Source organism: Aquimarina addita, assembly GCF_039539305.1.
Classification (GTDB): domain Bacteria; phylum Bacteroidota; class Bacteroidia; order Flavobacteriales; family Flavobacteriaceae; genus Aquimarina; species Aquimarina addita.
The window spans coordinates 432,334-458,390 of sequence record NZ_BAABCW010000001.1; the positions used below are offsets into that span (position 1 = coordinate 432,334).

The 26,057-nt window shown below is 32.2% G+C and carries 23 protein-coding genes; 18 read left to right on the forward strand and 5 right to left on the reverse strand.

What is annotated here, in order from left to right; genetic code table 11:
• Window positions 1-17: 17 nt before the first annotated feature.
• A complete protein-coding gene (locus ABD816_RS01945) occupies window positions 18-1,313 on the reverse strand; it encodes an O-antigen translocase (RefSeq protein WP_344924233.1) in 1,296 nt (431 codons plus the stop codon).
• A 3-nt stretch (window positions 1,314-1,316) separates the two neighbouring features.
• Window positions 1,317-2,435 carry a DegT/DnrJ/EryC1/StrS family aminotransferase gene (locus ABD816_RS01950; RefSeq protein ID WP_344924235.1) on the reverse strand — a complete coding sequence of 373 codons (1,119 nt, stop codon included), beginning with the start codon at window positions 2,433-2,435 and terminating at the stop codon, window positions 1,317-1,319.
• Window positions 2,436-2,618: 183 nt separating this feature from the next.
• On the opposite strand from ABD816_RS01950, the gene ABD816_RS01955 reads away from it, so the two are divergent.
• Window positions 2,619-3,764 (forward strand): glycosyltransferase family protein, encoded by a 1,146-nt coding sequence (locus ABD816_RS01955; RefSeq protein WP_344924237.1) that lies wholly within the window; start codon window positions 2,619-2,621, stop codon window positions 3,762-3,764.
• Here ABD816_RS01955 and ABD816_RS01960 read toward each other — a convergent pair.
• Together ABD816_RS01960 and typA are read right to left on the reverse strand one after the other, a co-directional pair.
• Complete coding sequence (locus tag ABD816_RS01960; RefSeq protein WP_344924239.1) at window positions 3,761-4,702, reverse strand: GNAT family N-acetyltransferase; 942 nt, start codon at window positions 4,700-4,702, stop codon at window positions 3,761-3,763. The two genes, ABD816_RS01955 and ABD816_RS01960, sit on opposite strands and share 4 nt — an antisense overlap.
• Before the next feature lie 285 nt (window positions 4,703-4,987).
• Window positions 4,988-6,787, reverse strand: coding sequence for a translational GTPase TypA (typA, locus tag ABD816_RS01965; protein ID WP_344924240.1), 1,800 nt, complete (start codon window positions 6,785-6,787; stop codon window positions 4,988-4,990).
• Window positions 6,788-7,100: 313 nt separating this feature from the next.
• Between typA and ABD816_RS01970 the strand changes: the two genes are divergently transcribed.
• The 14 genes from ABD816_RS01970 (at window position 7,101) to ABD816_RS02035 (ending at window position 19,636) form a co-directional block, all read left to right on the forward strand.
• A complete protein-coding gene (locus ABD816_RS01970) occupies window positions 7,101-7,844 on the forward strand; it encodes a CAP domain-containing protein (RefSeq protein WP_344924241.1) in 744 nt (247 codons plus the stop codon).
• 237 nt (window positions 7,845-8,081) lie between these two features.
• A complete protein-coding gene (gene kdsA / locus ABD816_RS01975) occupies window positions 8,082-8,900 on the forward strand; it encodes a 3-deoxy-8-phosphooctulonate synthase (RefSeq protein ID WP_344924516.1) in 819 nt (272 codons plus the stop codon).
• A 111-nt stretch (window positions 8,901-9,011) separates the two neighbouring features.
• Window positions 9,012-9,890 (forward strand): hypothetical protein, encoded by an 879-nt coding sequence (locus ABD816_RS01980; protein WP_344924243.1) that lies wholly within the window; start codon window positions 9,012-9,014, stop codon window positions 9,888-9,890.
• Window positions 9,891-10,321: 431 nt separating this feature from the next.
• Window positions 10,322-11,287, forward strand: a complete 966-nt coding sequence (locus ABD816_RS01985) for a carboxypeptidase-like regulatory domain-containing protein (protein ID WP_344924245.1) — start codon at window positions 10,322-10,324, stop codon at window positions 11,285-11,287.
• A gap of 144 nt (window positions 11,288-11,431) precedes the next feature.
• Window positions 11,432-11,788 carry a hypothetical protein gene (locus ABD816_RS01990; protein ID WP_344924247.1) on the forward strand — a complete coding sequence of 119 codons (357 nt, stop codon included), beginning with the start codon at window positions 11,432-11,434 and terminating at the stop codon, window positions 11,786-11,788.
• Window positions 11,789-11,857: 69 nt separating this feature from the next.
• A complete protein-coding gene (locus tag ABD816_RS01995) occupies window positions 11,858-12,463 on the forward strand; it encodes a hypothetical protein (RefSeq protein WP_344924249.1) in 606 nt (201 codons plus the stop codon).
• An 85-nt stretch (window positions 12,464-12,548) separates the two neighbouring features.
• Entirely contained in the window at window positions 12,549-12,842 is a 294-nt protein-coding gene (locus ABD816_RS02000) for a winged helix-turn-helix domain-containing protein (RefSeq protein WP_344924251.1), read from the forward strand.
• Between the two features lie 106 nt (window positions 12,843-12,948).
• The gene (locus ABD816_RS02005) at window positions 12,949-13,410 is read left to right on the forward strand and encodes a Coq4 family protein (protein WP_344924253.1); all 462 of its coding nucleotides are present in this window, start codon (window positions 12,949-12,951) and stop codon (window positions 13,408-13,410) included.
• The gene (locus ABD816_RS02010) at window positions 13,407-13,691 is read left to right on the forward strand and encodes a hypothetical protein (protein WP_344924256.1); all 285 of its coding nucleotides are present in this window, start codon (window positions 13,407-13,409) and stop codon (window positions 13,689-13,691) included. Before ABD816_RS02005 ends, ABD816_RS02010 begins: the two co-directional genes overlap by 4 nt.
• 20 nt (window positions 13,692-13,711) lie before the next feature.
• Complete coding sequence (locus ABD816_RS02015) at window positions 13,712-14,377, forward strand: DUF1361 domain-containing protein (protein ID WP_344924258.1); 666 nt, start codon at window positions 13,712-13,714, stop codon at window positions 14,375-14,377.
• 38 nt (window positions 14,378-14,415) lie between these two features.
• Window positions 14,416-15,771, forward strand: coding sequence for a cell envelope integrity protein CreD (creD, locus tag ABD816_RS02020; protein ID WP_344924260.1), 1,356 nt, complete (start codon window positions 14,416-14,418; stop codon window positions 15,769-15,771).
• 76 nt (window positions 15,772-15,847) lie between these two features.
• Entirely contained in the window at window positions 15,848-16,408 is a 561-nt protein-coding gene (locus ABD816_RS02025; protein ID WP_344924262.1) for a hypothetical protein, read from the forward strand.
• Between the two features lie 169 nt (window positions 16,409-16,577).
• The gene (locus ABD816_RS02030) at window positions 16,578-19,115 is read left to right on the forward strand and encodes a zinc-dependent metalloprotease (RefSeq protein ID WP_344924264.1); all 2,538 of its coding nucleotides are present in this window, start codon (window positions 16,578-16,580) and stop codon (window positions 19,113-19,115) included.
• Window positions 19,116-19,141: 26 nt separating this feature from the next.
• Window positions 19,142-19,636, forward strand: a complete 495-nt coding sequence (locus ABD816_RS02035; RefSeq protein ID WP_344924266.1) for a DUF192 domain-containing protein — start codon at window positions 19,142-19,144, stop codon at window positions 19,634-19,636.
• Between the two features lie 72 nt (window positions 19,637-19,708).
• Here the strand turns inward: ABD816_RS02035 and ABD816_RS02040 are convergent, their stop codons facing one another.
• Entirely contained in the window at window positions 19,709-22,102 is a 2,394-nt protein-coding gene (locus ABD816_RS02040) for a T9SS type A sorting domain-containing protein (RefSeq protein ID WP_344924268.1), read from the reverse strand.
• A gap of 766 nt (window positions 22,103-22,868) precedes the next feature.
• On the opposite strand from ABD816_RS02040, the gene ABD816_RS02045 reads away from it, so the two are divergent.
• From ABD816_RS02045 to ABD816_RS02055, 3 genes are all read left to right on the forward strand, one after another.
• Window positions 22,869-23,324 (forward strand): GNAT family N-acetyltransferase, encoded by a 456-nt coding sequence (locus tag ABD816_RS02045; RefSeq protein WP_344924270.1) that lies wholly within the window; start codon window positions 22,869-22,871, stop codon window positions 23,322-23,324.
• Between the two features lie 191 nt (window positions 23,325-23,515).
• On the forward strand, window positions 23,516-24,283 hold the full coding sequence (locus tag ABD816_RS02050) for an AraC family transcriptional regulator (protein WP_344924273.1): 768 nt from the start codon (window positions 23,516-23,518) through the stop codon (window positions 24,281-24,283).
• 70 nt (window positions 24,284-24,353) lie between these two features.
• Entirely contained in the window at window positions 24,354-25,877 is a 1,524-nt protein-coding gene (locus tag ABD816_RS02055; RefSeq protein ID WP_344924275.1) for a S41 family peptidase, read from the forward strand.
• Window positions 25,878-26,057: the final 180 nt, after the last annotated feature.

A 26,057-nucleotide genomic window follows, 5' to 3' on the forward strand; every position in this document is an offset into this window, starting at 1 on the left:
ACCTAATTTCTCTTTTATCAGATGCTTCGATCAGGACCAAAAAGTGATTTTCTGAATAGGATCAATAATACTATAAAATAGCATACATAATTATAAAAATGAGCCATTGATGCCCCTTTAAAACCAAATTCTGCTATTAAATACATACTTGAATAATAAAGAATAACAAATGAGATAATTTCTGTAATAAGATAATACCAAAACATCTTTTTTGCTAATAACTGATAAGCTATTACCAAGGAAGCTATTTTGACAAAATCTCCTGATAGTTGCCAGGAGAACAAAGATTCCATTCCTTTAAAATCTTCAGAGAAAAGCAATGCAATAATTAGGTTCCTCAATAGATAAATTAATAGAAAACCAATAAAAAATACAGGCAAGATTATTTTATAAAAACCAAATACTTCTTTCTTAAAATCATTGCTTCTTTTAATTTCTGAGAATTTTGGCAATAAGTATACAGTAAGCAATGTTGTTATAAACATCATATACTGTCCACTTATTCGCTGCATAGCTTCCCAATATCCTGCCTCATTCGCTCCTTCATTAAGAATGATAAAATTTCTAATTCGTATCAAAATTGCTGGCAAAATCGTAGCCGATATTAATGCCATTACCGCATAGGTACTTAACGATTTCAAATACTTTAGAGAAATCCTCTTTACCTTTAAAAACTTTATAAAATTCTGTTGATTTAAAACAAGAATAATGGTAATAAAAAAAGAAATCACAGGATTCACTATAATTGCAATGAATGCTCCATCTAAGTTGAATTGTAATACCAAAAAGATGGTTACAAACAATCCTGAAATACTACCGATAATGTTTAGAATAATATAAACCTTATACTTAGAAAATCCATTAATAATTGCCAGGCAAAATGTGTTTGCAGCATAAAAAGGCAGTGCAATGGCCATTGCCTCAAAAATATATCTAAAATCATAACGATCTGTAAAAATCAATGCATTCCAGAAATCAGAACCAATATATAAAAATACGGATAGCACTATAGTAACTAAAAGACACGTATAATAAGCAGTAGATAACATAGCTGCCATCTCCTTTTTGTTTTTCTTATACTCTGATATATATCTTACAACACCATTATATAATCCAAGTGTACTGATAGATTGAATAGTGGTTAACACATTACGCAGGTTGCCTATTAGTGCCATTCCTTCTGCTCCCAGATAGAGAGCAATTACTTTAGAACTTACGAGACTAGTTACTGACATAATGATAACTCCTAACGCATTAAAAGAGCTCACTTTCACTAAAACATTATCCTTAAGCTTTTGGAAATTAGAATTCACAACTTAATATTGGTTTAAGACATTAATGATATGCATTACTTCTTGATCTTCTAAACCGATATGCAATGGAATACTCACTACTTCATCATGTATTTTTTCTGTGATAGGTAGCACCAGCGATGATAATTCTTGTAGTGCTTTCTGTTTATGTGGTGGTATTGGATAATGAATCAGATATCCTATACCTGAATTTTCTAAGTATGTACAAAATTCTTTACGATCAGCAACTCTGACTACAAAAAGATGAAACACATGATTTTCTGAACCATCCCATGCTGGCAAATGTATCTTATCATTGTTAATTAAAGAAAGATATTTTTTTGCTAACGCTCTTCGCTTGTTATTATCTCTTTCTAAGTTCTTTAATTTTTCTATTAAAAATACTGCCTGCAACTCATCTAACCTAGAGTTAACGCCAATATATTGATTCTTATATTTACTGGAAACACCGTAATTCCCGATACTTCTTACTACCTCTGCTAGTTTTTTATCACTTGTAGTTACGGCACCTCCATCGCCCAGAGCTCCCAGGTTTTTTGTCGGGTAAAAACTAAATGAAGCCGCATCACAGAGACTTCCTGCCATCTTACCATGTTCATCTTTGGCTCCATGTGCCTGCGCTGCATCACTAATTACCAATAGATTATGTTTTTTTGCTATTTCATTCATAGCTGTCATCGCAGCCAATTGTCCATACAAATGAGTAGGCAACAGCACCCTTGTTTTATCTGAAATATAATTCTCTACATGATAAGGATTCATCGTAAAAGAGACATGATCAGGTTCTATAAGAATTGGAGTTAACCCTGCTTGCTTTATTGATAAAATTGTGGCAATAAAAGTATTTGCAGCCACTAATACCTCATCACCAGGATTTATTGCACCTAATATTATATATCCTTTTAATATTAACGTCAACGCATCCAGACCATTACCTACCCCTATACAATATTGAGCCCCACAAAAAGCAGCAAAATCACGTTCAAAATCTGCTACCGCCTTTCCTTTAACATAAACACCAGATTGCACAAAATCTGAAAAACGTTCCTTAAAAATCGGATCGTAAGCTCTGTTAATTTTAGTAAGATTTAAAAAAGGAATAGATGGTAAAAAATCTGTCATGGTCGTTTTTATCTTAGAAGAAATAACCCTTCCTTTTATTAGTAGTAAATTCTATATGATTCTGTTTTTATTATTAAAGTATTAAAAATACCTTTACAACAAAGATATTTTTTTTTATGTACCTCCCTAAAAACGTAGAATATTTTTTTTAAGTCTTACAAAGCAAGACATAAAATTGCCTTCATGAACATATTATTAGTAGGAGAATATAGTAGATTACACAATTCGCTTAAAGAAGGGCTGGTGCGAAATGGTCATCAGGTGACTCTTATCGGTAGTGGTGATATTTTTAAAAAATACCCGGTAGATATCAACATTGACGGTAGATTTATCAAAAATAATTTTTTATTAAATAAAGTCAGACATATCATCTATAAAATAATAAAGCTTGATATTGCTTCTATAGAGACTTTTTTTAGATTCAAAAAACATACATCAATACTCAAGGATTTTGACGTTGTTCAACTGATCAATGAAACTCCTTTTAATATTGATTCTTATTTTGAAAAAAAACTATTGCACTTTCTTTTTACGCACAATAAAAATGTTTTTTTATCAGCTTGTGGAGATGATTACATTTTTATTTCTTACTTATTATCAGGAAAATTTTCTCATAGTACCGTAAGCCCATACTTAGAAAACCCTTCCTTGAAAAAAGAGTATAAAAATACACTATGTTTTATATCCAATAAGCAAAAAACCATTCATGATTTTGTATTTAATCATATTCAAGGTGTAATTCCTGCAAGTGTAGAATATAATATTGCTTATGAAGACACCCAAAAAAAGCTACCTATCATACCCAATGCAATTAATACTGATACGATCAAATATCAACAGCTTCCGGTCACTGGAAAAATAAAAATTTTACACGGAATAAATAGCTCTAATTATATAAAAAAAGGAAACCGATATTTTGAGGAAGCTCTCGCAATACTTCAAAACAAATATGCTGATCGTATTGAAATTGTCACCACACGGGATCTATCCTATAATGAGTATATAATCCATTTTTTATCTACTCATATTCTATTGGATCAAACACACGCCCACGATCAGGGATATAATGCACTAGAAGCGATGGCTATGGGAAAAGTAGTATTTACCGGAGCAGGAAAAGCTTTTACTGATTATTATCAATTAACAAAAAAAGTAGCCGTAGATACTACTCCCGATAGTAAAAAAATTGCTCAGGATCTGGAACATTTAATTTTAAATCCTTCAACAATTACGATACTAGGAAAACAAGCCAGAGATTTTATTGAAAAAGAACATCATTATATTAAAATAGCAAAAAGATATGAAGAAACCTGGTTAGCTAATTCTTAAAATGATATGTCTAACCGATAGAAGTCTTGTGTATAAATCCTGCAGCCAAGCTCTTCTTTTTGTTTTAACAATCCAAAGTTATTTTCTGTAACCGTTCCCATATCAAAGAATGTATACCCTTCTTTTTTATATTTTTGAATTAAGGTAATAAAAAGAAAATCCAGCGCTCTTAATTTTTCACCTTCTTTAGTGACCGCTCCATATTGCGATTTTATGACAGAATTTGTCTTAAAAACAGTAATTCCTGCGAGGATTTGTCCATTCAGCCTTATAGTAAATTGCCTAATCTCTTCTGGGAATTTATTTTTGAGACTCATCATTTCATCAACCGTATGCACAGGTGATACATTATGTTTTTCTTTGAGCCTGGGTATTAATACCTGATTCCAAAAATCAGCACAATTTTCTTCTTCTTTAACAAGAAAACCCACCTCTTTTCTTTTTTCAAAATGCTTTAATTTACTTTTATGAATTGTCAAAGGCTTCCTGTAATCAATTGCCAGATTAAGATCTCTTTGATACATAGTTGTCTTATATTCTGAAAGAAAGAAAGTAAATGCCTGAGCAGGCTGAGTATGATAAAAAGCCGGAATCGATTTAACAAAAACTGTGGTGATATTATGGGATTTAAAAAAATCGATAAGTGATGACAATATATCTCTTACTTTTTCTCCTCCTGTAGATGCGGAAATGATGAGACCACCATAAGTAAGCCCTTGATGAGAATGCACCTCTGCCCCTACACTATTAGCAGGAAACAATCCAATTAATTTTTGTTTATCAAACACCATCAATGAATAATCAAGAAATCGATCATGATGATATTCCATAAAATCACGATCAAAAAGAAAGGTTCCATTAATAGAATCTTTCACAAAACTATTCCATAGCTCAGAGTCGCTATGCTGGTATTTTTTTACGATATATGCTTTTGACATTTGATTTATAAATAGTGAAAATAAGTATTTTGTTTTGGACTAAAGGGGTTGAAGGTGTTTTTTAGCCTAAATTTCACTTAATATAATTAAATCATAAAACACATAAAACAAAAGAAATTATTTATCAAATATAAAAGCCTTATATAAGCTACAAATTCTAAATCTAAAATTGATTGCAGAAATAGTCAATACCTCAGGATACTGTAGATTTTACATTATAGCCATTAACAATAAAATCCCTGAAAAACCGGGATTTTATTGTTATAATATTATAAATCAAATAGATTACACTATTTTATTTCTCTTACGTTCGTTTTCTGTCAAATAAATTTTTCTTAATCGTAAGAAACTGGGAGTTACCTCTACATATTCATCTTTCTGAATATATTCTAAAGCTTCTTCTAAAGAAAATTTAATTGCAGGAACTATCTTAGCTTTATCATCAGCACCTGCAGAACGTACATTAGACATTTTTTTAGTCTTGGTGATATTAACCGCCATATCATCCCCTCTGGAATTTTCGCCTATAACCTGACCTTCATAAATATCTTCTCCTGGATCTACAAAAAACTTACCTCTGTCCTGAAGCTTATCAATTGAATATGGTATCGCAGAACCGCGCTCCATAGAAACTAAAGAACCATTAATACGTCCGGGAATATCTCCTTTTAACGGCTGGTATTCTTTAAAACGGTGTGCCATAATTGCTTCTCCCGCGGTAGCAGTTAGCAATTGATTACGCATTCCGATAATTCCTCTGGATGGAATCAAAAATTCGCAGACCATACGATCTCCTTTAGCTTCCATGCTTAACATCTCACCCTTACGCATCGTCACCATCTCCACTGCTTTTCCTGAAACCGTTTCAGGTAAATCAATCGTTAATTCCTCGATAGGTTCGCATTTAACTCCATCAATCTCCTTTATAATTACCTGAGGCTGTCCTATCTGCAATTCATATCCTTCACGACGCATAGTCTCAATAAGAACTGATAAATGTAATACTCCACGTCCAAAAACGATAAACTTATCTGCACTATCTGTAGGATTCACTTTAAGCGCTAAATTTTTCTCTAGCTCTTTTTCTAATCTTTCTTTTATATGTCTCGAAGTAACAAATTTTCCATCTTTACCAAAAAACGGAGAATCATTAATGGTAAACAACATACTCATCGTTGGCTCATCAATCGCTATGGTCTTCAATCCTTCTGGGTTTTCAAGATCAGCTACTGTATCACCAATTTCAAATCCTTCTAAACCTACGATAGCGCATATATCACCAGCTTCTACCCTTTCGGTCTTTCTTCTTCCTAAACCTTCAAAAGTATGAACCTCTTTTATTTTTGTTTTCTTTATACTACCATCTCTTTTCACAAGTGAAACCTGCATTCCTTCGGTCAATGTTCCTCTTTGTAAACGACCGATAGCAATACGACCTGTAAATGATGAGAAATCTAAAGAAGTTATTAAAAGTTGTGGAGTTCCTTCTTCAATTTTTGGAGAAGGAATATGCTCTATCACCATATCTAATAATGGCTCAATATTATCGGTTTCATTTTTCCAATCATCACTCATCCAATTGTTCTTTGCAGAACCATAAACAGTTGGAAAATCTAATTGCCACTCCTCTGCTCCTAGTTCGAACATCAGATCAAAAACTTTTTCATGAACCTCTTCTGGAGTACAATTTTCTTTATCTACTTTATTAACAACTACACAAGGTTTTAACCCCAGATCAATTGCTTTTTGTAGTACAAAACGAGTCTGTGGCATAGGTCCCTCAAAAGCATCTACTAATAATAGCACTCCATCAGCCATATTTAATACGCGCTCTACTTCTCCTCCAAAATCCGCGTGACCTGGTGTATCAATAATATTGATTTTAGTATCCTTATAAACAACAGAAACATTCTTAGAAGTAATTGTAATACCTCTTTCACGTTCTAAATCGTTATTATCTAAAATTAAATCACCCGTATTTTCATTATCACGAAACAATTGACAATGGTACATAATTTTATCTACCAATGTAGTTTTCCCGTGATCTACGTGGGCAATTATAGCAATGTTTTTTATAGCAGTCATATACACCTGAATTTAAGGCTGCAAAGGTACGTTATATTTCAACAGGTTGTATAGGAAATTTCATAAGAATTTCTAATTAAGTAGAAGGTTCTTGTTTCAACATTCTTACTGTGATAAAAATGTATTAAGATTTTATCGGCTTTAATAAATATTTGACACCATATTAACGGTAACCTAAAGAATATTAACTTTTTAAACATAATGGAGCAAAAAAACCAACGTTTATAATATGTACCGTCATATTCGATTCATTTATAAAAACTTCTCTTATTGAAAGTTCTAAATATTAAAATCGTATAAATTAAAACCTCATATGAAAGCATCATTGATGTATAGGATCGTATTTGCGATTCTCTTAGTAAATTTTTCTCCGCGTATTAACGCACAAAACAATAATGATAGAGCAGAAGAAATGTTACGTTTAGTCAATGATATCAGAACTACTGAAGGGCTACAGCCACTAGTTTTGAATCAAGAATTAAATGAAGCAGCTTATCTTCATTCTAAAGATATGGGTGATCAAAACTATTTTAATCATACAGGGTTAAATGGTTCCTCTTTTAGTGAAAGAGTTCGGGATGCAAGCTATGTAGGTACTCCCAGAGGAGAAAATATTGCTGCAGGTAATAATACAGTTGCAGAAACTTTTAATCAATGGGTCAATAGCTCCGGACATTTGGATAATATATTGGACGAACGATCTAATGAAATGGGTATTGGTTATGCAGTAGTAAATGGATCAGAATATACACACTATTGGACACAAATATTTGGAAGAGGTGATACCACTTTATCGGTAGATAACATAGCGGATAATCATACATCATCATTCAAAGCATATCCTAATCCTGCTCAGGATGTACTATATATCACCTTGCCAAAAGACGTACACACATCTAAGAATCTAAACCTTATGTCTATAAAAGGAAAGATCGTTCACCAACAAACGATAACATTCGCTACAAATGAGCTTGCTATTAAGATCGATCATTTGCCGAAAGGAGTATACCTATTAAACCTGCAAGGTACATCGGTTCAAAAAATTGTAAAACGATAGCACCTACATTTACAAAGTAATCTTCTACCAAGTCTTAAGAAAACTTCGTATTCTGAACCAATATTATTTCCTATATAAGAAAGCTTACCGTTTTCATAAAAATTATATTGAGTGAAAGGATTGAAGAAGTCAAACCTGATCTCATAGATTATTCTTATGAATGTATTTTTAGTTCCTGTTATTAATCTTTTTATTAAAGTGGTAAAACACATATCTTTGCATCCTGAAAAAAAATATATGGATCTCTCCCAAATAAAAAAACTAAAAAATATTGATGCTAATAATTTCTTTCTTCTTGCAGGGCCTTGTGCAATAGAAGGAGAAGAAATGGCTTTACGAATAGCAGAAAAAGTAGTAGAAGTTACTTCAAAATTAAAAATTCCATATGTTTTTAAAGGTTCTTTTAAAAAAGCAAACCGAAGTCGTATTGATAGTTTTACAGGGATTGGAAATGAAAAAGCTTTAAAAATTATTCGTAAAGTAGGTGAAACCTTCGAAATCCCTACAGTTACTGATATTCACGAAAATGAAGATGCAGCATTAGCGGCTGCTTATGTAGATATTTTACAAATTCCAGCTTTCCTGGTTCGCCAGACAGATCTCGTAGTAGCAGCAGCAAAAACAGGGAAAACTGTAAATCTTAAAAAAGGGCAATTCATGAGTCCCGAAGCAATGCAGCATGCGGTTAAAAAGGTAAAAGACAGTGGTAACAATAAAGCGATGATTACAGATAGAGGAACCATGTTTGGCTATCAGGATATGATTGTTGATTTTAGAGGAATCCCTACCATGAAATCATATGCTACCACAGTACTGGATGTTACTCACTCTTTGCAACAACCTAATCAGTCTAGCGGAGTCACAGGCGGAAGACCTGAGATGATAGAAACCATTGCTAGAGCAGGAATCGCAACAGGTGTGGATGGGTTGTTTCTAGAAACACATTTTGATCCCGCAAATGCAAAAAGTGATGGAGCCAATATGCTTGATTTACAGTATTTGGAAAAATTACTAAGCAATCTAGTGGCTATACGGCAAACCATTGTCAATTTATAATCGATTAAAGTTGATACTTCGTATTTCATTTCTGATTACGCTAACAATAAATACAGAATACCAGTCCATCCCCTAAAATAATTTTGATAACAAGAAAATCAATCCTATAATTTGAATAAAATAACTACCCTCATTTTCCTATTTTTAATAATAGGAAAAAACAAAACTATTGCCCAAGATAAAGTCAATACTTCTAATCAAAAAGACAAAACAGAAACTAAGAATAAAGGAAAGATTTACTTTTATTGGGGTTGGAATACATCTAATTACTCTAACTCTACCATTAATTTTTCTGGTAACAATTACAATTTTACTATTCATAATGCGACTGCCAGTGATAAAATTACAACACCAATAGGATATAAAAAATATATCAATCCTGCTAATATGACTATTCCTCAAACGAATGCCAGATTAGGATATTATTTTCATGATCATTGGAATGCATCTATTGGATTAGATCATATGAAATATGTAATGGATCAATTTCAAACGGCAAAGGTAAGTGGAGAGATCAACCTCACTCCTCAAGACGAAGGAACTATGCTATTTAATGGTATCTACGACAATAAAGATACTTATCTGTGGAAAGAATTTGCTTCATTAGAACACACTGATGGTCTCAATTACGTGCATCTGGAAATTGCTCGTGTAGATAATCTGGGCGAGCTCGTTCATATAAATCCGAATAAAGTACAAATAAACATTACAGAAGGTTTTGGCGCAGGAGTACTTATCCCAAAGACAAATGCTAAAATTCTTAATAAAGATCGCCATGATGCATTTCATCTGGCTGGTTACGGACTATCGCTCAAGGGAGGTATTAACATTACTTTTTTCAATAAGTTTTTTATTCAGACTGAAATTAAAGGAGGTTTTATTAACTTACCAGATGTGCGTGCTAGCGCGGATCGTAGCGACAGAGCAAAACATAGCTTCTTTTTCTTACAACGTAATATTACCCTTGGTGGTACTATCCAGTTATTTTAAGGGTGTGGATATTTCTTTATTATAAATAGTTTTCTTCGACCCTAAGAGCCGTTAGTATTATGTAATCAATACTTTAGTAAGGTTTCCAAACTGAAATGGTTAATATGAGATTATTATGAACTACAATTAAATAGCTTGCAAGTTTTATAAGCTGATTTCATTTCTGACACCTAAAATCACATATCATTTTTCATATATAGAGAACTAAAGGGTTTCTCTTTTAAATAATAGAATGGAATCTTATATTTATAACATAATTCTATGATAAGAATAATATTTTCTATGAGTGATTACAACTGTTGCAAGAAGGTATTGAACGATGTAATCTGATTTAACCTTATCGATCATTAAAGGATTTATATTAATACCAGAAAATGATAATGCGAGCAAAAAGAACTATTTACCCTATAAAGTATAGATCAAAAAAACACATGATATTCCTCATATCAATAATATTCTTTATTTTATCGGGAAACCATATACAGGCTCAAAACAACAAAAAAGAACAAACCACACTGATAGAAGCAACTGTACTTGATCGAGATACAAAAAATCCCCTACCATTTACAAATGTTATTATAGAAGGAACATCCCTGGGAACCATATCTAACGAAGAAGGAAAATTTGAACTTACAGTTAGTAAAAACAACCTCTCTGGCATGATACTTTTTTCTTTTGTAGGTTATCTAGACACACGTCTTCCTCTAAAAGAATTTAAAAATTCTGAAAAAATAGTATATCTAAAAACAGCCTCTACTCCATTGGATGAAGTTATTGTGAAAGCTAAAAATAAATACAAAGAATTAATTGATGAAGCGATCACCTTATTTCCACAAAACTACGCTCAGGAACCTGTATATCTAAATTCATATTATCGAGAACTTACAAAAATAGATAATACATACACTAAATTTAGTGATGCCGCCTGTTCTATATTTTACTCGCCATATAACGGATCTTTTGATTCTCTATTTTCTATGAAAAATTATATGCAATTCAACCCATTAGAATCTAGTATAAAAAAAGTACCATTCCCGGAGCCACAGGATTTTATAGCAAGTATGCAAGATCAGGCTAAAATATTAGCTGTCAGAAAAAGTAATAACTTACAGAACTATAAAATAATGGAGCAATCTAAGACATTAGAAGCTATAGACACTACAGATCTCAAATGGTTGGAAAACAATGAAATTGGTGGAGGACCACTGCGATTAACCGGAGCTGATAAAGTCAAAAGGCAAGCTGATTTTTTAGATCCGCAACGTAATAGTCAGTACCTCTATACATTATCTGGCCGAAGCATGTATAATAATCAGCCTGTTTATATAATATCTTTTGCTCCTAAAGATTCCACATACACTAAAGCTATCTATCAGGGTAAACTCACATTAGATTAGCAGACAAAAGCCATTATAGATTATCAATACCGCCTGACTGATGCGTATAGAAAAAAATTAAATCAAAAATTTGGTACTCAATTAAAAACACCGCCTTCTCTAGAAAAAGAAACAAACAAGGCTTTTATAACAAGAACCACCAGTTTGCTGGATTACGAGGTATTTGTATCTTTTTCTAAATACAAATCCAAGTGGTATCTTAAAAGGATAAAAGCTACAAATACTTATAAGAATTCTGGCGACCTTTTTGATGAATATATCGCCAATACAGAGTCAGAACTTATCATTAATGATGTAAAAACAAATAACATATCTAAGTATATACAACCTGAAATTTTTCAAAGTACGTTTTCTAATACATTGTTTAATTATCCTAAAGAGTATACTCCAGAATTCTGGAAGCACTACAATACACTTGTACCTACTGGAGTTGTAGGAAAAGCGCTAGAAGACCTCGAATCTAGACATAGCTTGCAAGAACAATTTGAAGAGCAGAAATAAATCATTCAAAAACAAAACTTGCATAACTCAATATTTTAATTTTACTTTGCATTTCAAAGTACTTTTAATATGAGCACAGAAGATTATTTAAATGACATTACGGAGATCAAGGATTTAATGAATAAATCTACTCGTTTTTTTTCCTTAAGTGGACTCTCTGGAATACTTGCTGGTATATATGCCCTTATCGGAGCAGGTGTAGCATATTACCTAGTAAGTATCAGTGGTCGAAGTTATCTAATTATAGGCGGTAAAATATTTCGTTATATTTTATTAGACCTGGGAATTGTTGCTTTCTTAAGCATAACTACCGGAGTCTTATTAAGTGTACGTAAATCTAAAAATAATGGCGAATCCCTATGGAACAGTACATCTAAGAGATTGCTAGGCGCATTTATGGTACCTTTGATCACAGGTGGTATTTATATCCTTATCAAACTTGCCAGTCATCATTATGGTCTAACGGGTTCGTTAATGCTTATTTTTTATGGATTAGCTTTAGTAAATGCTTCAAAATACACAATTGGTAATGTAAAATACTTGGGATATGTGCAAATTATATTAGGTTTGATATGTGCTGTGTATCCAGGATATGGATTTTGGTTCTGGGTTTTAGGTTTTGGAGTTATGCATATTATTTATGGTAGCTTGATTTATTTAAAACATGACCGCTAATAATAAAAGTATTTCGGAAGACTCGTAACTTATACAGTCTTATAATGGAGTAAAAAATGACAATGATCGACCTGACACTAAGGACATGAGTAGTATAATTAATAATATAAATAAAGCATTCGATCACAGAATTCGATTAGGTATTATGTCAATATTGATGGTCAATGAGTATGCTGATTTTAAAACTCTAAAAGAGTTACTAGGAGCTACAGATGGTAATTTGGCTAGCCATACTAAAGCGCTAGAGAAAGAAACTTATATAAAAGTTGAAAAATCATTTATAGGGCGCAAGCCTAACACACGTTACAGTGCAACCAAAGAAGGAAAAATCGCTTTTAAAAAACATGTAGATGCGATTGAAAAATTATTAAAACAATAATATTAGAATCATATCTCACTCAATAGTGTAGATGGTTCAATATAGCAAGTAATATTTTTTTTATCATTAAACTTTGAAATTCAAAGTACTTTTAAAATAACAAAAAATGAGAGCTTTACTTTTAGAAATAATATATGAATGGAGTAAAATACCATATCAGAAATGGTTCAAAAAAGAAGAATCGTGGGATATATCAATGACACAACTTCTTAACTATCCGCCATCAAGCCTAGGATTTCATTTAGGCAGTTTTTTACTCCAGCATGATTTTACACCTCAACCTAAATTAGAGAACCACGATGTATTTCATGTATTGACAAAAGCAGGTATTACCGTTCCTGAAGAAATCTCTATGCAATATTTTCTATTAGGTAATGGCAAAAGAAGTATGTATTTGATGGGAGTCATTTGCATAGGAACCCTACTCTACCCCGATAAATTAGCAAAATTCAGAGCTGCCTTCAGAAAAGGGCGTAGTGCTTATACATTTCATCAATTAGATTTTAAAAAATTACTAAACCAATCATTAATTACCATAAGAACTACTTTTTTAATACCATCGATATGAAAATTACTCAAAATATTAATAAAACAAGCTTAATGATAGCTTGCCTAAGTTTTCTTTTAGGAACTGCTTTATTTATTATTCACTTAGTTGAACCGTCATACCGGTTATTAGAGATCGGACTTTTCTATACATTAATTGCGCTTGTACTCAATAGCATTACACTTATAGAACTTATAGGTCATGCGATTATTAATCCTCATCACTCTAATGAAAATTTAATCACAATAGGAGTATTACTTCTCAATATCCCTGTTACGTTAACCTACCTCATGTTTATATAATTTACCATAACACCTCATTTATGAAATCAATTAAAAATCAATTTCCGTTTATTAAAGGATTTACTATAGCTGTAACCTTTAGCATGCTACTGTTAATTATCAGGATCATTAGAGTAGAATCTATTTTCTTTATGTTTCTGGCATGGAATTTATTTCTTGCATGCATTCCTTATGGCATTACGCTAATATTAAGTTTCAGAAAACTACACAAAAACCGATTTCTCTTTGGGATGGGTTTCTTAATTTGGCTGGTATTTTTACCAAATTCACCCTATATCTTAACTGATTTACAACATATAAGAATCAGTTCCTTACAATCTATCTGGTTTGATGTATTATTGATCGTTTCCTTTGCCATTAATGGCCTTATCGTTGGTTTTGCTTCTTTACGTATTATGCAACAATTACTATGCGATTATTTTTCTAAGAAAGTAACTTATATCATTACCTATACCGTACTTCTTTTATGCGGATTTGGCATCTATCTAGGTAGAGTATTACGCTGGAATAGCTGGGATATCGTCAATAATCCAATGGGTATTCTGGGGGATATTGCTCAACGAATATTATTTCCAATGAATCATATTAATACTTGGTCATTTACCATTGGCTTTGGTGGTTTTTTAATTATTACTTATCACCTTATTCAATATTACCAACAGCTATACCTCAAGCAAGAGGACTAACTCTTTATTAAAATATTAAAATTTAATCACTATATATTATGGAAACTCAAAAACAAAAAAAGTCTTTCGGACAATGGATAAAAACTTCAATTACCATTCGTATGCTTATGGTCGGTATACTCATTCTTGTATTACTGATTCCGCTATCTTATATAAAAAGTTTAATCCAGGAACGCTCTTTTAGACAGGAAGAAGTAGTTAGTGATATCAATCAAAAATGGGGAAACGAGGTGCTGTTATATGGACCGATTTTAAAAGTTCCTTATCAAACTCATAAAATTCATAAAACCTGGGATGAGAAAACCAAATCCTATAGCGAAGAAGATATTATTACTATACATCATGCTTTTATATTCCCAAGCACTTTAGAAATTAATGGTAATATAGAATCCGAAGCATTAAAACGAGGTATTTATCAATCTGTAGTCTATACCGCGGACATGAAAATAACAGGATCTTTTACCACTCCAACCTTTGAGACAAAGGATATTGCTAAAGAGGATATCTTATGGCAGAAAGCTACCGTAATTATTAATTCTACCAATCTAAAGGGGATTAAAAGCAATCTGCAAATACAAATGGGAAGCGATGCTTATCCCTTACGATCAAGGTATGTAGAAAACTCATATACGAATATGTTAGAAACTAAATTTCTCAAAGAAAATGCAGTACCAACAGAGCATATGATTAATTTTAATCTGGACCTGATGATTAATGGCAGTGAACAGCTCAGGTTTATTCCTGTAGGCAGAGAAACCAATGTTAGTATGACTTCTAATTGGGCTTCCCCTAGTTTTAATGGCAATTTTTTACCGAACTCAAAAACTAAAGAAATTACAGAAAATGGATTTAAAGCAAACTGGAAAGTATTACAAATCAATCGCGAATTCGAACAAGAATTTTATGGTGAATTACCACATATCAATTCATCTGCTTTTGGAGTAAAACTACTGATTCCCGTAGATGAATATCAAAAAAGTGAACGAGCAACTAAATATGGATATCTGGTCATAGCACTTACTTTCTTAGTATTCTTTTTGATCCAGACAGTAAGTAAGATACATATTCATCCCTTTCAATATCTCATGATTGGATTAGCACTTACCATGTTCTACACGCTATTGATTTCTATTTCTGAGCATTCCAGCTTTTTAAAAGCCTATGGTATCGCTGGTATTGCAGTGGTCTTATTGATATCAATATATGCTAAGTCTATCCTAAAGAACTTTAAATTTATGGCAATGATCGGAGCATCACTGACTGCTTTATACTCCTTCATTTTTGTAATTATTCAATTAGAAAACTACGCTCTCATTGTGGGAAGTATAGGATTATTTTTAATTCTTGGTGCGATTATGATGGTATCCCGCAAAATTGATTGGGGATTAGATTAAATGAATTATAGGAATACGTATAAAGACCAAAACCGTAGGTCACCATCGGTATCATAATTTTACACCATATTATACTATGTATATATTTGCTTTTTTCCTTCTACCAGTTATTATTGGCATTCCACTTGCTTTATCCTTTTTGGTTCATAGAGCAGTAAAACGATATGATCCTTCTAAAGCACTAGCTATGAGTTTTTTAACATTCTTGTTACCCTATCTCATATGCTCACTATTCTATATAGATGCTAATAAGTATAATAAAAACACAGAATTTTACTCCAGTGGATTTAATAATAATGAAAATGAGTTTAGAATGATCACCAAATTAGAGCTTCCTAAAAGTGCTAATTCTATACTTACAAAAAAAGAGAATCCGTATTTTATTGTAGACGATATATCATCAATGGCTATTCACCTTAATCAGGAAGATTTTAGAGTTTTATATAAGAACATAAAAAAATCTTCTAAATTAATTAATCGTTCAGATGCTTATAGTACTCCTTATCAATGGATAAAAGATCAAACAGGAAATCAGCAATATATTTATTATGCATCATCTACCATAGAAAATGAATATCATTTTATCGGTTTTTGTGAAGATCAAAAGACGGTCATTACCCATAGTATGCAATGGTAATCAAAATATGTAGTCTATCCTATTGAAAAAAGTCGTACCTGTAATTATCATGGTGCGATTTTTTTCATAACCTACTTAATACATAACCAACATACACAAGTGTTTAACGTTATTTTCACAACTATCTCTACACATAATTCATACCTTCGACGGATCAAAAAATGAACCTATGCGCATACCTGTTTATATTATAATGATACTTACACTCTTTCTCTTTGGATGTGGAGCTTCTAAATCAAAAAAAGAAAATAAAACAACAGAAAACGGTATAAAAAAACCATCGGAAGACAAAAACAGCAAAAACCAAATCAAACCTTATAAAGAGGTCATAACGGACAAAGCTAAAAGTGACACTGGTTTATTTACTGTTCATCATATTGATGATAATTACTTGTATGAGATTCCTGACTCTTTATTTAATCGTGAGATGCTTATGGTAACTCGTATTGCTAAAACAGCAACTGGAATTGGTTTTGGAGGTGGTAAACAAAATACCCAGATATTACGATGGCAGCGAAAAAATAAACAAGTATTACTTCGTGTAGTTTCTCATCAAATAGTAGCTGCAGATTCATTACCAGTTCATGAGGCGGTAGTAAATTCTAATTTTGAACCTGTCTTATATTCTTTTCCTATAAAAGCATTTTATAAAGACACACTTAATACTGCAAAAAATGCAACAGTAATTGATGTCAGTGATTTGTTTGCAAAAGATGTAAAAGCTTTAGGGTTTCCTGAGTCTAAACGTAAGCAATACAAAATTTCTAAATTAGATGAAAGTAGATCCTATATTGATACTATACGCAGCTATCCCCATAATATTGAGGCACGTCATGTAAAAACCTATGTAGCCGCTGCACCGCCATCTAATGCGAGTACAGGATCTATTTCTTTAGAAATGAGCAATTCTTTGATACTGCTTCCTGAAAAAATTATGAAACGTAGATATTTTGATCAACGGGTAGGATGGTTCACCAGTGGTCAAACTGATTATGGGCTAGATGCACAAAAAAGTAAAACGGTTCGATTTTTAGATCGATGGAGATTAGAAGTTAAAGAGGAAGACATCGAAAAATTTAAGCGCGGTGAGCTTGTAGAACCTAAGAAACAAATTGTGTATTATATCGATCGTGCTACTCCAAAAAAATGGAGAACTTATATCAAACAAGGTATTGAAGACTGGCAGGTAGCATTTGAACATGCAGGTTTTAAAAATGCGATTATTGCTAAAGACCCTCCTACTGTAGAAGAAAATCCTGATTGGAGTCCGGAGGATGTTCGGTATTCAGTCGTTCGCTATTTAGCATCTCCTATTCCCAATGCTAATGGACCCCACGTAAGTGATCCCAGGTCTGGTGAAATTCTGGAAAGCGATATCAACTGGTATCACAATGTAATGTCTTTATTAAGAAATTGGTTTTTTGCACAAACAGCTGCGATTAACCCGGATGCACAGGGAGCAGCTTTTAAAGATGAGGTGATGGGAAGATTAATCCGTTTTGTCTCTGCTCATGAAGTTGGTCATACATTGGGATTACCTCATAATATGGGAAGCAGTGTAGCTTACCCCGTAGAGTCTCTTAGAGATCCTGAATTTACTAAGAAGTATGGTACGGCACCATCAATCATGGATTATGCGCGTTTTAATTACATTGCGCAACCAGGAGATGGAGATGTTGCTCTAATGCCAAATATAGGTACATATGACAAGTATGCAATTAATTGGGGGTATCGTCCTATTTTGGATGTAGCCGCAGTAAATGAAAAGAAAATTTTAGATAGTTGGATTTTAGAACATGCAAATGATCCTATGTATAGATTCGGAAAACAACAATTTGGAGCTCCTATTGATCCCAGCTCGCAAACAGAAGATTTAGGAGATGATGCTGTATTAGCAAGTTCTTATGGTATCGAGAATCTTAAACGGATTGTTCCTAATCTAATCAAATGGACTGCGGAAGATGGAAAAGATTATAAAGACCTTAAAAGTTTGTACGAAAATGTATTGAGTCAATATAATCGTTATATGGGACACGTAACAGCTAATATTGGAGGAGTATATGAATATTATAAAACCTATGATCAAGAAGGAGCTGTATACACACACGTAAGTAAAGAGAATCAAAAACGTGCTATGCAGTTTTTACAAAAACAACTCTTTACAACTCCAGAGTGGTTGCTTGATGTTTCTATTTTTAATAAGATAGAATCTGCTGGTAGTATAGAGCGTGTAAGATCTTTTCAGGAAAGAACATTAACCAATTTACTGGATCAAGGCAGAATGGCCCGATTAATAGAAAATGAAGCAATCTACGGTAAAAATGCCTATGGACTATTAGACATGATGACGGCTTTACGAAAAGGGATTTTTAGTGAATTAAGCAAAGGTGCTACTATTAGTGTTTATCGTCGTAATCTTCAACGTGCCTATATTGAGCAGCTAGAAACACTTATGACAAAGGATCAGGAACCTATACCTGAGAGAATTAGACGTTATGTTGTACGAACCAATGTAAATACTTCGCAGAGCGATATTCGTGCAGTAGTTAGAGCGCAATTAAACATTTTACAGAAGAATATAAAAGCAGCGATCACTCGCACCTCTGATACCATGACCAGATACCATTTACAGGATGTTAGAGAACGCGTTTCTACTATATTAGAGTCTAAACAATATATTATAGAGGCACAAAGCAAAGCAAAATAAAGATATAAGGCATTTAGATTGAACTTATGAAAAAATATAGTATTCCATTAATTTTAGCTATGATCGTTAGCTTCACGTTCTCATGCAAAGAAACGAAAGAGAAAGAGATAGTCACTGAAGAAATTAAATTTACAAAAGAAGCATCTTTATCTCTGTATCAGGTAACAGATTCAGTTCCGGTTTCTATCGTCAACTTAGAAATCGAAATTGCTGATAATGATTATGAACGACAAACAGGATTGATGTATCGCACTGATATGAAAGAAAAACAAGGAATGTTATTCATTTGTGAAGCTTACGAACCGCAAAGCTTTTACATGAAAAACACCTTGCTTCCATTAGATATTATTTATATCGATGAGGGTTTTAAGATTGTTAGCTTTCAAAAAAATGCAAAACCATTAGATGAAAGTTCTTTACCATCAGGAAAACCAGCTAAATATGTATTAGAAATCAATGCCGGATTAGCAGATCAATGGAAGCTATCTGTAGGAGATTCTATTTCATATCAACTGCAATAAAAATTAAACTATAACTATAAAAAAGGTGGTCTTAATAGACCACCTTGTATTCTCAATACTTACTTTTTCAATTTATTGTTTTATAATTTTGAGAACTTCGCGAATACCTTCTTCATTCTTCTTTATTTCCGCATAGTAAAGTCCAGAAGAAAAATCACTTAGATCTATGACCTCTTGATCAATAGCTATATCCATGGTCATTATCACCTTACCACTCAGGTCATAAAATCTTACTACGCTACCAGCTGCATTCACAACAGTAGTTATAGATTTTACAGTATTAGGATATATCGCAATATCTGATGATTTGTTTATAATACCATTTTTATTTACATCTGTAACCGGTGTAATAATCCAATGAAGGTTTGGATTATCATTATTAGAATACATTAATTCTATAAGATCGCCATTTTCTGGAGTTCTAACACCAGAGATTCCTAGCGTTGTTCCCCTTTTATTAAGTCTGTATATTCCGTTATCAATGCTTATTTTATTCCATTGCTGATCAAAACTTTCATTGTCCTTAGTACCTAAGTGGAGGTTTTGATAATTAGAAACTCCCTCATTAGCCTGTAGGCATACATTAGTATCATATTTTTGATATGAGTAGTATCCATCACCTCTATCAATCTCGTACCATAATTGATTTACATTGTTTTGATTTGCCTTCCAGAGATGAACATTTCTGCCTTCTATTCCTCCCCAATTACCATCTATTGCAAAATCAGGAGTATTTTTCATAGTAATATGTACTAATCGGCCTTCTTCCTCTTCTCCACCACCAGGATTAGACGTATTCGTTTGACAAGGTGAAATATTATCTAGTATTACTTGCATTTTTGGAGGTATTTCGGTTTGAAATGTATGATCATAATGACCCCAATGCCCCCAGATATTTGGTTCACCAAAAAGATTAAAACCCATCATCAAGGTAACTCCCCAATCTCTAAAATCTTGAATTACTTCATTATATAAGTCCGCTGATTGTTGAGAAGTACTTGCCTCATACATCGTTTGTAGTAATACAGGGTTATCAATATCATTAGAATGTATCATATGTGTTCCACCCTCATAGGTTACTGTAGGTTTTCCTAAATCAGCAGCTAATTTTATATTCCCTTTGATACCGGAATCTTCTCCCCAGTTTTCTAATAAATATTCTCTATTCTCCCTTGCTAAATCAATAATATCATTGACAGTGGCGGCGCTTCCCATTGCCATAAGACGATCTCTAAATTGATTTGTTGGGTCTGGCGTTTGTCCAGAAGGTGTCCATGCATTACTAATATTAAAATAGTGCGTTATTGCCAAGACATCCCATTCACTTTCATCTAATATACTGATCCATTGCGAAGCTACATAAGAATTGGCTGATTGAGCAGCTAGTACCCGTACCAGTCTATCACTGGATGTGTCGAATTCTTGCATCCAGATATTAAATATCTGTTGTGTTCTCATTGCAGCAGCTTGCCAGTGATTGATAGCAGACGGGAAATCACCATTGAATCGTAGTTGATCTACATAGCGAGTTTGCTGAAACGCCCAATTCCATAGTTCATTAGAATACTCAATATACAGTTTAACCTCTGGATCAAGATTATCTCTAAAAAGTCTTGCCATCTGACGCACATACCCGTTACTTGCGTTATGAGGAATCGTTAACCATAAATCTTTTTTAGCCTCATTAGCAATGGCAATGATATGCTCATAAGACATTCCCTTATCAGTCGCCTGTGTATAATATGTAGGTAGAATACGTTCATTCCATTCTCTCTTACGCATAAATGCATCAAGATCATCTGTATACTCAGCAAAAGAAGTATCCCAATTATTCGTTTTTAACAAGTCCATCATTCTAAGGGTGGATAGAGGAGCTATTTTATTTAGAAACTCTGGGTGAAAAGGTTCGTTTTCAAAATTGTTGATGTACTTTTCTGGAATTGCTTTAATGTTTTTTATATGATTTCCTACCGTAGATGAGTTTAATCTTATAAAACCATTCCCATCACTGGTTACTTTAAAACGAATATACCCTTCAGAAATTTCTTCTGTAAAAGACAGAGATCCTCCAAAATCTATATCACCCTCACCCTCATAAAGCAAAATATAATCATCTACTGGCATATATCCATTTGCGGTCAGATAGGAAATTACAATAATGTTTTGACCATCTACACTTTGAGGAAGAGATAAAGGGTACCCATTAGTATCAAAAGATAATCTATCTTTTTGATTTGTATTAGCAAGATTGCCTCCTACTAGATTAGTTCTCCATTGGTCTTTTCCCAAGGCATAATCTTTAAAAATATGTTGTGAAGCATAATAATTAATAGGAGACAAATTCATTCCTATTTCCATATATGATTCATTACAATTATCACTCTGTGCCTTGGTATCATAAATGATGAGTAGTACTAATGAAAGGAGGTATTTAAAATACCTGCTGTGTACTGTACGATTTTTCATAGTTAGTTAAGTTTAATTAATTTGTGTAATTATAAGTATTGAGTTTAATTTTTTACTGCTACAATTAGTCTATCATCTATTCTCTTAAATTGATGACCTTTTATAAAAAATAGTTTTAATAAGGAAAACTGATTCTTTACCTAATTATCAAACTTGTATCGTGAAAGATTTATGCTTTTATAATGTATGCTTTTGTATAAAACTTTGGATCTTTGACACCAATTTTGAATTATTTCTAAATAATTAGGTATTAACACAAATACATAATGTAAAAGATTCTGAAGAAGTAGAAACCGATATATTTGATTTTATTTTCTCTAAAAAAATAACTTTAGCATATCTAATTATACTAATATTTTGTATAATTAAAGAAACACGTTATTCCTTTTTTTTGAAATCTAAAAAACCTCTGAGTTTGTGCTGTACCAAATTATAAAATAAGCACGTTTTTAACAGTTTATACACATACATAAAAGATACATCAATTCTAAAACTATCTGTAAAAACAGTGGTTATAAAAGAATAAAGAGGTATTTGTTTTTAGTCCTAAAATTTAGTGTTTAACATAATGATGTATTAATGATGTAGTAAGTAAATAACAATAGGTAATGTAATAAGAGACAATTCTTATTTTTTTATCTAAAAAAAGATGGTCGATTACCAATAACTTTTCGTCCATATAGTTTGAGTTTTAACACTGAACCGAAAAAATAGTAAAATTCAAAATGTATTTACTAAATTGATAGCTTGTAGAAAACTCTAAGAAATGATATTTAGAAAGGCAACAAAAAATGACGTTCCAAAAATTGTGGAAATGATTGCGGATGATGAACTAGGAAAAACAAGAGAAGATTTCAGAATACCTTTACCGACTCAATATATAACAGCTTTTGAAAATATCAATGCTGATCCAAATCATGAATTAATTGTTTTAGAAAATAAAAACGCTGAAATTATAGGAACCTTGCAATTATCTTTTATTCAGTATCTGACGTATCAAGGAGGAATCAGAGCTCAAATAGAAGCAGTAAGAATCAGAAAGGATAAAAGAGGGCTCGGCATTGGTAAAAACATGTTTACATGGGCGATTAACAGAGCAAAAGAAAGGAAAGCACACCTATTGCAACTCACAACTGATAAGAAAAGACCCAAAGCAATTAAATTTTATGAAGATTTAGGATTTAAAACAACTCATGAAGGAATGAAAATGCATTTTGATTAAAAAGTCAATTGCTACTATCAATAATAATAGTTGTTTTTAAAAAGACCACTATTTAATTAAGACAGAGATTGTTTTTAGAATAAAGTAATCTTCATCAGTTTCAATGTATCGTTACCTATGTAACATATGCCTTCAATAGGATACATATATGTAGTAATCGTTATTATTTAAAAAAAATTTGAAAGTTAAAAATGCTATTAGATAATTTAGAATATATCACCATAGAGAATCAAACGACAGATTTTCCTAAACATTTTCATGAAACATTTTGTATTTCACTTATACATAAAGGAATTGAACAAATTGATTTTAAGGGTCACAGCCTTTTTAGTGAAGCTGGAAGTATTTCTATTACCAATCCTTATGAAATTCATTCAAATCCTATTACACAATGTGAATCTCAATTAAAATTTGATACCATATACATCTCAAATGACCTAATGAAATACATGCTGAATGGAAAAAACATCCGATTTGTAAACAGAAAAATAAATAATGAAAAGGCAAACATACTATTTGTATCACTAAAACAAGCACTGGATATTAATAACCCTGAAACTATTGAGTTTTATTTAATTCAATTTATTGAAATCTTAAAATCCTATTCACAAGAATATGAAAAGGAATACGCAACGTTAAATTTCAATAGTTTTAATCGAATCAACAATTACATTGAAGACCATATTTATGATAAATTTTGTCTGGATAAACTTTCGAAAATGGCAAACATCAACAAATTTGGGTTTTCTAAAAAGTTTAAGACCTCCACTGGTATGACCCCGATGAATTATATCTTAATGAAAAAAATATTTTCTAGTAAAAAAATAATTGTTCAAGATTCAAACCTTACCGATATAGCGTATCAATATAATTTTACTGATATGGCACATTTTTCTAAAACCTTCAAGCGCTATGTAGGACTTTCTCCTAAAAAATTTCAAGAAAATAACACCATTTAATCATAACAGCCAATATTATACAAGTACTACTATTTTTATGGGGCTACATTTGAGAAATAATAAAAATCAAATGAAAAAAGCAACATACTTCCCAATCTTCATGCTACTCGTTGTTAATCTATTAGTAGCCCAATCTATAGATGATTCTTTTTCGCAAAATAAAATGCAGAAAGATTTAGAAATTTTCAAAAAAATAAGACTAGCTACTAATTCTGGTCTCTATAAATATCGTACACCCCGGGAAATTGATAGTATATATAAATGGGCGGATCATAAAATTAAAGAATCATCTACCTACAGGGATTTTTATAACATTATAAATCAACTCACAGATTTTGAAGGTAGTTTGCATAACAACACAAACCTACCTAAGAAAATCAATCAATCGTTAATAAACGAAGAAAGCGGATATTTCCCTTACCCCATTAAGTTTATTGAAGGAAAATGGATCATGAATTATGATAAAGGAAAAATTCCATTAGGCGCAGAGATCATATCAATAAATACTACAAAAATTGAAGAGATCATCAAAAATACATATAAATATTATACCACAGATGGCATAAATACAACAGGAAAGCGAATAGGATTGCTATATAGCTTTAGTAAATATTATCGTTTACACTATGGACTTACGGATACATTCACAGTTGTATACAAAGAATACAACTCAGATGAGCCTAAAACTACTCTACTTAAAAGCGTAGGTAATAAAAAATATTATACACACGTAGAAAATAGATACTCTAAAGAGTTTGACAATGGCATTTATAAAGATTGGGATAAGCATGAAAAATACGATTTTCGCTTGATCAATCCTGATTCAGGTCTTTTAACCATCAATACGTTTAATATAGGATGGCATGCAAATCACGTTGAACATAAACAGTATGTACAATTTTTGGATAGTATTTTTTCTATTGTTAAAAGAGATAAAATCACAAATCTGATTATTGATGTTAGAAAAAATGGAGGTGGTACAGACCCTAATGATCTGGTTACGTATTCATATCTAACTGATCGAAATTTTTCAGAGAATAAAGAGGCTTGGATTAGTTTTAGAAAAATACCATTTCTACAATATAATTCTGATAGCAATGTACCCTATCTCATAAAATTAATGGGTGTAGGTAAATTTAATAAGGAATTTCAAAAAGAATTCCCAAAAGAGATGAACGGTAAATTTTATCAGGATGCTACAAGTTCTGACCATATGATAAGAACACCAAAGCCCAACGCCTTTCACGGAAATATATATTTATTAACCGATCCTAATATTGCTTCTGCAGCCAGTCTGTTTGCCGCTATGGTAGCAAGTAATAAAAATACAACAATTATTGGCGAAGAAACCATGGGTGGTTACTTTGGTCATAACGGACACGTCCCGCTGCATTATACATTGCCAAAATCAAAAATAGAAACGGGATTCTCTGTAGTAAATCTAGAGCAAGATGTCTCCAAAAAAAAGAACCAACTACATAAACGAGGAATTATTCCGGATTATACAGTCACCCAATCATACAAAGACTTTCTGAATCATAACGATACGCAGATGAATTTTGCTATTGACCTGATAAATCAGAATACACAATAGTGTGATGTTTTTAATAACATGATCATATTACAATCCATCTGATTTTTGTATCCATAATGCGTAGTAGGGTGATGCACCGTCCGATATACTGTTTACTCATTTGGATATTGAATACTATAAAATAAAGCATCCGCCACAAAGGTGACGGATGCTTTTACTATATATAGTATTTATTTTTAC